The following is an 11,376-nucleotide window of genomic DNA, read 5'->3' on the forward strand; positions in this document are numbered from 1 at the left end:
AGGAATCTGTATAACGATCTGATGCAAAAGTATAAAGAACTTCGCTCCGTCCAATGATCTATTGAATCACTCGACACCGTTCTGTAAAAACATAAAAAGTAAGAGAGAAAATGAAAAAATTACCATTAATAGCGTTAGGTACATGGTCCTGGGGAACAGGCTTTGCAGGAGGCGACCAGGTTTTCGGAAACAACCTTAGCGCCGACGATTTAAAGCAGGTGTTTGATACGGCTATGAAAGCAGGGTTTAACCTGTGGGATACTGCAGCAGCTTATGGTATGGGCTCATCTGAATCTATCTTAGGTGAATTTGTTAAACAATACCCCCGCGAAGACATTATATTATCTACCAAGTTCACACCGCAAATGGCGGGTTCTTCTGACAACCCAGTTGAGGAAATGCTGAATAGCAGTTTGGAGCGTTTGGGAACGGACTATATAGATATTTACTGGATTCATAACCCTACCGACGTTAATAAATGGACACCTGAACTGATACCGCTGCTTAAAAACGGAAAAGTAAAAAGTGTGGGGGTATCTAACCATAACCTGGAAGAAATTAAACTGGCAAACAGTATCCTCTCAAAAGCAGGCTTTAGTATTTCGGCTGTTCAAAACCATTACAGTCTTTTATACCGTTCATCCGAAGATGCAGGGATAATAGACTATTGCAAAACACACGACATCACTTTCTTTGCTTATATGGTGTTGGAACAAGGTACATTGTCTGGCAAGTACAACACCCGGAACCCGCTTCCTGAAGGTAGCGGCAGAGCAAATACCTACAATAAAGTACTTCCGAAAGTAGAGGAATTAACCGATGTAATGAAAGAAATTGGCGACAGCAAAAATGCTTCTGTTGCCCAGGTTGCCATTGCGTGGGCCATTGCTAAACACACCTTACCCATTATCGGAGTAACCAAAACTTCCCAAATTGAAGACGCTTTAAATGCAACTAAAATTATTTTAACCGATCAGGAAATAAAAAAAATAGAGGCATTGGCAACAAAAGCGGGCGTTGACACTCAGGGTGCCTGGGAAAAATCAATGATATAATTACGCGAGGTGCAGGAATAGGCTCACCGCTGAATTGCCTGGCAGACATGTAGCATCCTTCACAACCAATTTATTCTTAAAAAAACAAACTGTTAAAATTTACCCAAGTGAAAAAAGCAGCAACTTTTAAAAACAAAGATCTGAAGATGGCAGCGGAAATACATCTGCCGGAGGATTTTACTGAAACAAAAAAATATGCCGCCATTGTATGTATACATCCTGCCGGTGGTGTTAAAGAGCAGACTATCGGTATGTATGCTTCACGACTGGCAGAATATGGATTTGTCGTATTGACGTTTGATGCTTCATACCAGGGAGCAAGCGAAGGTGAGCCTCGTTACCTGGAAGACCCTACGGCCAGAGTGGAAGATGCCCGTGCCGGTGCTGACTATTTATCAACGCTGCCATACATTGATACTGACCGTATGGGTGTATTCGGAATTTGTGCCGGTGGTGGTTATGCCATCAGTGTGGCACAAACAGATCATCGCTTTAAAGCAGTAGCCACAGTGAGCGCTGCGCCTATGGGCGAAGGATTCCGGAATTTTCTTGGAAACGAAACACCCGCCTCGGTTTTGTTGAATATACTAAAAAATGTGGGGGAACAGCGAATCGTAGAAGCAAATGGCGGAGAATTGCTTTATGTACACTGGGTACCTGATACAAAAGAAGAGATTAATAAAAATACACCTGATCTATGGAGAGAAGGTTATGACTATTATAAAACATCGAGAGGGCAGCACCCCAATTCAGTGAATAAATACTTGTTTACCGGTACAGACAGAATGATGGCCTTCTCTGCCTTTGACCAGATAAGCACATTGCTTACGCAACCCATTCTTTTGATTGCAGGAAGTAAAGCAGATACCAGATTTTTCAGTGAGCAGGCCTACAACCTTGCAAAAGGCAAAAAAGACTTATTCATCGTAGAAGCAGCAACTCACATTGCGCTTTATGACATACCTGAATATGTAAATCAGATTGTACCAAAGCTGGTTGATTTTTTTCAGGCACTATAATAATTATATAAACAAATACCCTTAAGAAAAACGAAATGAACAAAGAAAAAGGTTCAAAAAAAGTCTTGTTCGTAGTAACAAGCTGTAATGTAAAAGGAGCTACAGGTATTCCAACAGGATTTAACCTGAGCGAAGTTACACATCCATTGGAAAAATTGGAAGCAAGCGGCGTTGTTGTTGATATTGCGTCTATAAAAGGCGGCGAAGCCCCATTAGATGGCTTAGAGGATTTCAATGATCCGGTTAATGCCCAATATTGGGCAGATGCTGATTTTCGTAAAGCTCTCGCGAATACCCTGAAATTAGATGATGTAAAAGCTTCAGACTATGACGCCATATTCTTTGCAGGCGGTCACGGAACTATGTGGGATTTCGCTGATAGCCCCGCAATCTTAAAGTTAGTACCGGAATTTTATGAGTCCGGAAAAATTATTTCGGCAGTGTGTCACGGCCCCGCGGCTTTGGTAAATGTAAAACTAAGTGATGGCTCCTATTTGATCTCAGGTAAAAATGTGGCTGGCTTTACTAATGGTGAGGAGGAAGAAGTGCAATCAACCAACGTAGTTCCATTCCTGTTACAGGATGCTTTAATTAACCACGGCGCTGTTTACAAGCATGCCCCTAACTGGAACAATAACATCGCTATTGATGGCAGGTTGATCACGGGTCAAAATCCGCAATCTGCCGCAAGTGTAGGTGAAGCCATTGTAAAAGCGCTTAAAATTAACGCTACCGGCGCATCAGCACCTAAACCTGCATTTTCAAATGCTGATGTAAGTAGTGTTTCTCCTGCGTTAGGCCAATATATTGCTGAAAAATTAGTCGGCGAAGTTTGGGAGCGTCCGGGGTTGTCAAAGCACGACCGTTGCATAGTTACTTTATCATGCCTGATAGCAAGAAACCAAAGCAATGCAATGCCTCATTACTTTATTAAAGCGCTGAACAATGGAATTGCACCAGGTGAGCTTTCAGAAATTATTACACATCTTGCTTTCTATTCAGGGGTGCCTAATGCCATGTCGGCTGTGGTTGTTGCAAAAGATGTGTTTGCAAACTATGGAATTTCACAAGCAGAATTACCTTCATTCGACCCATTGATGCTTGATAAAAATGAAGCTTTACCGGGTGATGAAAACAGGGTAGCTTTTATTCAGCAAAACATCGCTCCAATAGCAGAAGGCTTTGCTAAATATACTAATGAATTGTTATACGGTGAAGTTTGGCTGCGTGCGGGTTTAACATCAAGAAGCAGAAGCTTGGCAACAGTATGCGCAATGATCGCAGCCGGGGATATCCAATTTCTGGGAATGTACATGGGCAGGGCTGTTGAGCACGGCATTACCAGGCAGGAGATGGGTGAAGCATTGACTCAACTGGCATTTTATGCAGGTTGGCCTAAACTTATTTCTGCGTCAGAAATTGTAAAAGAGGTATATGACGGTGCAGGTAAATAATTTCTTTCATTAAAGTTAATCCCTACAAAAGAGTTTTGGGAGTAAAATCCCGGACTCCTTATTTTAAAACCGGATTCCATGACGATGAATCTGGTTTAAATCATCACTAAAATTAACATGAAGCCATTAAATAAAATAATTACCATTGAGGAGCATTTTATCCTGAAAGGCATCTCGCAAAAAGTAGCAGCATTCAACGTCAAAGAAAATGGAGGGATAGCGCCCAACGATGCAGTGCAAAAGGAATTAATGAAAATTGGGCCACCCAGCGAAGATATGGAAGATGTCGGGGAGCGGCGGATAAAATTTATGGATGAAAGCGGCATTGACATGCAAGTGCTCTCGTATGGTGCCGGAAGTCCGCAAAATATAACAGACAAAACCTTAGCTATTGAACTTTGCCAGGAAGCCAATGATGAATTAGCTAATTTGATAAAACGACACCCAACAAGGTTTGCCGGCTTTGCCAATTTGCCCGTTGCTGACCCAACTGCAGCCGGAGAAGAGTTGAACCGGACTATGAAAGAATTAGGTTTTAAAGGCGCCATGCTTTCAGGAACTTTCAATGGTCGTTTTTTTGATGAACCTGAATTTTTACCTATTTTTTCCAAAGCCCAGGAATTAAATGTACCTGTGTATATGCACCCTGGTTTCATCCCCCCAAATATTGCAGCGCACTATTATCAGAGTAATAGCTGGCCTGCCGTTGCGGGGGCTATGTTTGCATCCGCAGGATATGGCTGGCATTTAGATTCAGGAATCGCAATTGTCCGGTTAATTGCTTCGGGCATTTTTGACAAACTACTCGATCTGAAACTAATTTCGGGGCATTGGGGCGAACTGGTTCCTTTTTTCCTGAATCGCTTAGACGATCAATTAAGCAAGACTTTAAAATTAGATCGTAAAATCTCCGATTATTATAAAAGTAATATCTATATCACACCCAGCGGGCTCTTTTCTAACGCTCAGCTTAAATATGTGATTGAAGAACTGGGAGCCGACAAAATTATTTACTCAGGTGATTACCCTTATTTAATAGACAAAAACACCAGGCAATTTCTTGAAACGGCGCCTATTTCACAAGAGGCCAAAGAAAAAATCGGTTATCAGAATGCCGAAAAATTGTTGGGCTTATAGTTGTTCCTCATTAGGAGTAATCATTTATTGCAGCTGTTAAAGCTTATTGAAGTAAAGTAAAAGTGTTTATAAACATAGAATAACAACAAAAAACAATGAAATTATCAAATAACAAAATATTAATCACCGGCGGAGCTACCGGCATAGGTCTGGGATTGACTGAAAGATTTATTCAGGAAAATAACCAGGTTATTATTTGTGGCAGAAGGAAAGAAGCACTGCAAGAAGTGTCTGACAAATTCCCGGCAGTAATAACTAAGGTTTGCGACTTATCGGAGGAATCCGGGAGGACAGAACTTTATCACTGGATTACTGAACATCACAGTGATTTGAACGTATTGGTAAACAATGCAGGCATTCAAAACTGGATGGATATTTCAGATAAAAACTTTTATGGTAAAGCAAAAAATGAAATTCAAATAAATGTTTTAGCCCCGTTACATTTGACTTCGCTCTTTACCGAACTCAAATCACTGGATACTGTCATCAATGTAACTTCCGCGCTGGCATTTACGCCGCTTACAAAAGTGCCTGTTTATTGCGCCACAAAAGCTTTTTTTCATTCGTTTACCATTTCATTGAGGCATTTGCTAAAATCAAAAAATATAGAGACCATCGAATTGATTCCACCAGCCCTCAATACAGACCTGGGCGGCAAAGGGTTGCACAGCGAACACCCTTCTGTTGGTGATTTTATTAACGCAATATTTCAACAACTGGAAGAGGGCAAAGATGAATTGACTTTTGGCTATAGCGAAATGCTATCGAAAGCAACACCAGTTGAAATACAGGGAATGTTTAAAAGAATGAACCCATAAGAAAGAATCATCGATATTCTGAAGTGAGTGCGTTGGAAATGAATCCTATCAGATTTTTTCATAATCCCGAAGCCAATATTATAAAATATGGGCAGCATTTCAATAATTGAAACTGGGTATAAAAAGGCACTGCGAGACATCCCAAGTTGTTTCGCAGTGCCTGGTAAGCGTTTCATAAATCAGTAGGACCCTCGGGGCATTTTTCGAACCACATTATTCAAGATTTACAGAAAATAGCAAAGCTAACTTAATCGGTTCGAGGCCAGTTTAGGAAAAACGCGACAAGCATTTATGGCCCAATATACTTAAACTGATAAAAGCCGGAGCTCTCACTCCCGGCTTTATTAATCAGCTTAAATACTAAAAGGCCTCATCCCATGTAAGACCTGGGGCCGAGATTCTAACAGCATCTTGTTGTTTCTCTTTTACACTTTTTCAAAGTTGCATCCCGATTAAAGACGCTTTAGTTTCAATTTTCTAAAAATGGATAATCGATATAGCCTTTTTCTCCTCCACCATACATGGTAGCTTGTTCTATGGTATTGAACGCTGCATCCAGTTCGAACCGCTTTGGCAGATCAGGGTTAGCCAGAAATAAGCTGCCGTAAGCGATTATTTTAGCGATACCCTTTTCCAGTTCTGCCTCCCCGCTATCTTTATTGAACCCGCCATTGGCGATGACCAGGTGTTTACTTATACTACCGAATGTTTCTACAGCATTCTTAGGATAGTGAGGGTAATTATCCAAAGGGAACAAGCCATTCATCAGATGAATATAGGCCAGTGGCAATTCATTCAATGCTTCGATCAAAGGTTTGAATTGAGCAACAGGGTCACTGTTTTCTATATTGTTATAATAGACAGTTGGCGATAGCTTAATACCAACTTTGTCGCTTCCCGACGCATTAACCAGTTCCTGCATAACTTCAAGCACGAAGCGGTTCCTGTTCTCAATGCTACCGCCATACTCATCTGTCCGGAGGTTTGCACTTTCCGATAAAAATTGGTTAGGTAAATATCCGAATGCTGCATGTAATTCAACACCATCGAAACCGGCATTGATAGCATTTTTGGCAGCCTGACCGTAATCCTTTACAATCTGCTTGATCTCTGCGATAGTTAATTCCTGAGGCGTTTCGTAATCTTTCATTCCCTGGGAGGTGAAATGCTGCTGCCCTTTTATTCCAATTGCCGATGGCGCAACCGGAAGTTTTCCTTTTCTATCTACTGAATGCCCAACACGGCCGGTATGCCAAAGCTGTGCGTAGATCAGGCCTCCTTTGTCATGAACGGACTTAGTCACTTTCTTCCAGGCCTCAATTTGCTCCGGGCTGTACAGGCCGGGTGTCAGGGGGCTACCCAACGCCTGTTCCGAGATATTGATGGCCTCCGTAAGGAGTAGTCCGGCACTGGCACGCTGTGTGTAATATAATACGGTCGGATCTGATACGACACCTTCGCCGTTAGCCCGGCTACGCGTCATTGGTGCCATCGCGATGGAGTTCTGTAATATTTCTTTTCCTAATGTTATCTTTTCTAGTAATTTCATGGTCTCTTTTTTTATTATCTTATTGATATCTGTAAATTGTACTGTTTGATTTGGAAGATGTTTTCTTACATCAGCCAACTGATCGACGCTGTTATTGAAGAACTACAAGAACAACTTTACCGTTAACTCCCCCAGCCGACACAAAATCCTGAGCTTGAGCAGCTTCGTCTAATGGGAAAGTTTTTGCAACGATGGGACGGAGTTTTCCTTCATTGACCAAAGCCAAACCAGCGGCCAAACTACCCGCTGAGATATTTGAACTGATAAACCGTGCGTTAACCTGGTACTTTTCCGCTAATGCTGAGGAAGGCGGGGTTACTATACTGAATAATTTACCTCCGGGCTTTAACACTTCGAAAAGTTTATGCTGTGATTCGCCACCAGCGCAATCCACCACCAGGTCTATATTGTTAATTAACAAACTAACGTCTTGCGATTTATAATCTATCACCTCGTCTGCACCAAGGCTTTTTACTAATGCGATACCTTGTCCGGATGCTGTTGCGATAACATAGGCTCCAGCGTTTTTTGCCATCTGCACCATAGTTGCGCCTGTTGCCCCCGCAGCCCCCTGAATTAAAACTTTCTGATCTTTCGCTAATTTTCCCTCGTTAAATAATACCGATTGAGCGGTGCCGATATTAACCACCAGGCAGGTGGCTTCTTCAAAGGAGGTATTGGCGGGTTTTATGGCAACATGGCTCTCGTTTACTAGTGCGTACTCCGCATACCCGCCTTCTCTGGTCACAGCGATCACCTGGTCACCTGCTTTAAATTGGGTTACCTTTTCTCCGGTGGCAACAACGATCCCTGCTACATCTGCACCTGGTACAAAAGGCAAACTAACAGGACGGATCTGTTGCATAATGCCGCTGCGTAATTTGATATCTAAAGGGTTTACGCTGGCTGCCTTAATTTTAATTAAAACTTGATTTTCATTGCTGATTTCAGGCTGAGGGACCTCTGCTACCTCTATCACATTGGAATTGCCAAATGCTTTATATTGTATTGCTTTCATTATTTTTTACTTGATCATATTTAACTATATGACAAAAGTAGAAGTAAAAAAATGGGCAAAATAACCGAAAAGGACACAAGAATAGTCCTATCCGATAAATGATAGTTGATTAGATAAACGAAGTTCTATGAAGAGGTGGAAAATTTTTTCGGGGTAATGCCGTACTGCTTCTCGAATAACCTGCTAAAGTGGCTAAGGTTTGAAAACCCCAACTCGTAGCCAACCTCAGAAACGGAATGTTTAGCCTGTTTCAACAGAAAAGCGGCTTCTTCCATTCTGGCTTTTTGGTAATAATTATATATCGTATCACCAAATGTTTGCTTAAAAAGCGGCCTAAGTTTCGTTTCGCTCATCGAAGCGATCAGCGCTAATTCACTTAAAACCGGCGGGGTACTCAAATCACTCAATATCTCGTTGCGAATGACCAGAAGTTTTTCTGCATCGTTACTGTTTATATTTTTAAAAGTCGTGTTCTCCCTGAGCGACAACTTGCTAAAAAGCAGGTACATTAATTCCTGTACCTTAATTTGCACATAAAAATTGTTCATCGAGTTATTCATGTCGACTGATACGATATTTTTAAGCAGCAATTGCATTTCAGCATCCAAACTTTCGAAAAACAGAAAGGAAGCGTTTTCCGCTGTAATGGTTTGTATGGTCGTATTAGGCTTTTCAATGGATAGAACTGAGCGCAATCTGTTAGCAGTGATCCCAACTACTACATATTGAATATTGCTCCTGGCAGGAAAACGAATTTCCGTGCGCAAATCATTTGAGGATAGGAGTATGGAAGAGTCATTTTTTTGTGAGCATGGTATGTTTGCATCATTATGATATTTAACTTCAAGATCTTCCCTGTCATTATAAAAGAAAATGGTACGAACATCATTTGCTATTTCAGCCGGATTGCGTTTAACAATCAGATCTTCATTCAATACATAACGATGGATCGTTAATTTGAAATCATCCCCAAACCCAACTTTACGTACATAACCTTCTCCCAATGTCTTCGGGATTTCCAATACATTGTCCCTTACGGGCGCATTGATCTCTTTTGAAAACAGTGTTATAAAGTCAAAACCCGGGGCAGTTGTAAATTCCAAAATCATTGCAGGAAGTAACTAGTTAGCATGTCTAAGGTTATGTAAATTTCTCCAAAAAAAATCACTTTCTTTCAATACATTTCCATTGATGATGAGTATTTGATATATAAATGGAAGATAATCAGATTCTGCAGTGTTATTTACAACATTCATTTTTTACTCAAGGTTGCTATAAAACGCAATAGATTGACCTAACTATTTTGGAGCCAACCTGGCTTGCTGCCTATTTCCTTAACGTTATTTGTCGTTTGATGTCAAATTTATTTCTTTAATTCATAAAACCAGGCTTATCAGCTTCGGTTCCGGCTTTTTCCATACCGAGGCTTTCATTAACATGAAGCTTAGGATCTTCTATAAGTTTTACCACCAGGTCAGCAACACTTTTTCGGGATATTTCGGTTCCGGTAACCAGATGGCCTTTTTGGGTGATTGTATAATCAACTTCATCTTTGTTCGTATACCATGTCGGACGAAGAATCGTATATACCAGGCCAGATGTCTCTATGAGGCTTGCGGCTTTTTGATAGCGTTCCAGTATAGGCCCGATCATCTGTTTGTTCCACTGGCCAAAAGCACCGGGAACTTCATCGTAAATCCCAATGGCTGCAATGAACACAATACGCTTCACACCTGCTGTCTGCATGGCTTTTACCGTCTGTTCGGCGATCACATCTTCCTGACCGTTTATATTAACATAGACCATATCCTGTCCCCGCATAGCATTTTTAAGTTTTTCGCCATCCAGTATATCGCCTTCGATCAGCTTAATCTGCTCGCCTTCCAAATGTTGCAAGAGTGAGGTATTACGCAGATACAAAGTAAGATAGATGGAATTATTTTGTGATAACTTTTCGATCACATGCCGGGCAACTTGTCCGCCGGCTCCAAGTATTAATACCTTTGTCATATTCAGTTTCTATAGTTAATATAATGTTTATAGCCCAGGCTGCTTCGCACTCCCGATGAGGTTAACGTCTACCAGTTCTAATTTCTTTACCATATGCTCTACGGTAGCCTTGTACTTTTTAAAATGAGGCGTTGCAATATGTTTTAGATAGGCGGCACTGTCGGCGTAGATCTCCAGGATAGTTATCCGCGAAGGGTCTTTTTTGTCGGCAACTGCATAATAGGTCAATACACCAGGTTCCAGCCGGACAGCTGTTTGCATCTGCTCTTTCAGTGCTGCATTATATTGCTTGAGTTGCGTCGAATCAACTTCAATTTGAGCTATACGGATCATGCGCTTATCTGTTTGTGCTTTCGCATGTAAAATAGAAAGGATTAACATTCCGCAACAGCCGAGTATCCTAAGTAATGCCCGAACTGTCGTTCTGTAAAAATGATTGCTGATTTTCATAGATCTTTATTTAGTGGCCTTGAGCTTAGTTAGTACTGTACGGGCAGCATCTGCTTGCTGTTTCCCGATGCTGCTTTCCAATAAGGCAAAAACTTGTTCCAGCTGCCCTTCCGTTAGCCCGACATTCATCCCCATGCCCAAGTGCGCTTGTAATTGTGCTTCCAGTCCGGGCAAGCTCGCAAGTACGGTGATCGTTGCCAGTTCACGCTCGGGATAAGTCAGTACCCCCCGTCCGAAGATGTCGGCAAACAAGTGCTCTTTCAAAAAAGCATCAATGCCTGACGCAAAAGCATTGGCACCAGTGAGCGGGCCGTTCTGTGGCTTACCTGTTAAAGTCTCCAGCGTTTTCCTTCCCGCCTCGTATTTGCTTTTATTATCGCCGTTTACAGTCATTGGGGCCTGTCCCTCCACGTCCTGTATACCCTTGGATTTCCGTTGCTCCAGCAAGGACATGAAAGTGGTAATGCCGTTGAGGCTACGCGGAAAACCGCAGTAGGCATATAACTGCACCAGTTCTTCCCTGATCTGGTTGACGGTCAATCCGGCATCAAGGCCTTCATTCAGGGCCCTTTTCAATTGCGTCAGGTCACCCGTCGCAGTAAAGGCGGCAATTAGTATGATATGTTTTTCGGTTGGATTTAATTCGCGGCTTTGCTGTGCATTCATAGTAAGACTTGTAATTGTTATCAGAAGTATTAGAAATGTGCGGATCATCATTTGATTGTGACGCAAAATTCGTGCGAAAATATCAGTCCGTGGTTATACAGACTCCTGAAATACTTACCATTATTCCTGATTGTGAGACAAAGGCAGCTTGTGTAGTTTTGTATTAGAATGTGTTAATGGCCGTTATTGTGAGTTTTTAG

The 11,376-nt window shown here is 41.7% G+C and carries 11 protein-coding genes; 5 read left to right on the forward strand and 6 right to left on the reverse strand.

Going from position 1 to position 11,376, the window contains the following annotated elements:
* Window positions 1-110 precede the first annotated feature (110 nt).
* The 5 genes from AC57BQ_RS11100 (at window position 111) to AC57BQ_RS11120 (ending at window position 5,483) form a co-directional block, all read left to right on the forward strand.
* A complete protein-coding gene (locus AC57BQ_RS11100; protein ID WP_496406341.1) occupies window positions 111-1,055 on the forward strand; it encodes an aldo/keto reductase in 945 nt (314 codons plus the stop codon).
* A gap of 107 nt (window positions 1,056-1,162) precedes the next feature.
* On the forward strand, window positions 1,163-2,074 hold the full coding sequence (locus tag AC57BQ_RS11105) for an alpha/beta hydrolase (RefSeq protein WP_496406342.1): 912 nt from the start codon (window positions 1,163-1,165) through the stop codon (window positions 2,072-2,074).
* A gap of 35 nt (window positions 2,075-2,109) precedes the next feature.
* Entirely contained in the window at window positions 2,110-3,528 is a 1,419-nt protein-coding gene (locus AC57BQ_RS11110) for a carboxymuconolactone decarboxylase family protein (RefSeq protein ID WP_496406343.1), read from the forward strand.
* A gap of 117 nt (window positions 3,529-3,645) precedes the next feature.
* The gene (locus AC57BQ_RS11115; RefSeq protein WP_496406344.1) at window positions 3,646-4,665 is read left to right on the forward strand and encodes an amidohydrolase family protein; all 1,020 of its coding nucleotides are present in this window, start codon (window positions 3,646-3,648) and stop codon (window positions 4,663-4,665) included.
* 95 nt (window positions 4,666-4,760) lie between these two features.
* Window positions 4,761-5,483: an SDR family oxidoreductase gene (locus AC57BQ_RS11120; protein WP_496406345.1), complete on the forward strand. Its 723-nt coding sequence runs from the start codon at window positions 4,761-4,763 to the stop codon at window positions 5,481-5,483.
* Between the two features lie 469 nt (window positions 5,484-5,952).
* Here AC57BQ_RS11120 and AC57BQ_RS11125 read toward each other — a convergent pair whose 3' ends face one another.
* The 6 genes from AC57BQ_RS11125 to AC57BQ_RS11150 all read right to left on the reverse strand — a co-directional run bounded on the left by AC57BQ_RS11125 (window position 5,953) and on the right by AC57BQ_RS11150 (window position 11,176).
* Window positions 5,953-7,032, reverse strand: coding sequence for an alkene reductase (locus tag AC57BQ_RS11125; protein WP_496406346.1), 1,080 nt, complete (start codon window positions 7,030-7,032; stop codon window positions 5,953-5,955).
* A 91-nt stretch (window positions 7,033-7,123) separates the two neighbouring features.
* Window positions 7,124-8,050, reverse strand: a complete 927-nt coding sequence (locus tag AC57BQ_RS11130; protein ID WP_496406347.1) for an NADP-dependent oxidoreductase — start codon at window positions 8,048-8,050, stop codon at window positions 7,124-7,126.
* Between the two features lie 125 nt (window positions 8,051-8,175).
* Window positions 8,176-9,159, reverse strand: coding sequence for a helix-turn-helix domain-containing protein (locus AC57BQ_RS11135; protein ID WP_496406348.1), 984 nt, complete (start codon window positions 9,157-9,159; stop codon window positions 8,176-8,178).
* Window positions 9,160-9,421: 262 nt separating this feature from the next.
* A complete protein-coding gene (locus tag AC57BQ_RS11140; protein WP_496406349.1) occupies window positions 9,422-10,060 on the reverse strand; it encodes an NAD(P)H-binding protein in 639 nt (212 codons plus the stop codon).
* 27 nt (window positions 10,061-10,087) lie between these two features.
* A complete protein-coding gene (locus AC57BQ_RS11145; RefSeq protein ID WP_496406350.1) occupies window positions 10,088-10,393 on the reverse strand; it encodes a putative quinol monooxygenase in 306 nt (101 codons plus the stop codon).
* A 123-nt stretch (window positions 10,394-10,516) separates the two neighbouring features.
* Complete coding sequence (locus tag AC57BQ_RS11150) at window positions 10,517-11,176, reverse strand: carboxymuconolactone decarboxylase family protein (RefSeq protein ID WP_496406351.1); 660 nt, start codon at window positions 11,174-11,176, stop codon at window positions 10,517-10,519.
* Window positions 11,177-11,376 lie beyond the last annotated feature (200 nt).

It is taken from the genome of Mucilaginibacter sp. BGA-UO-ETr-C110 (assembly GCF_059567985.1).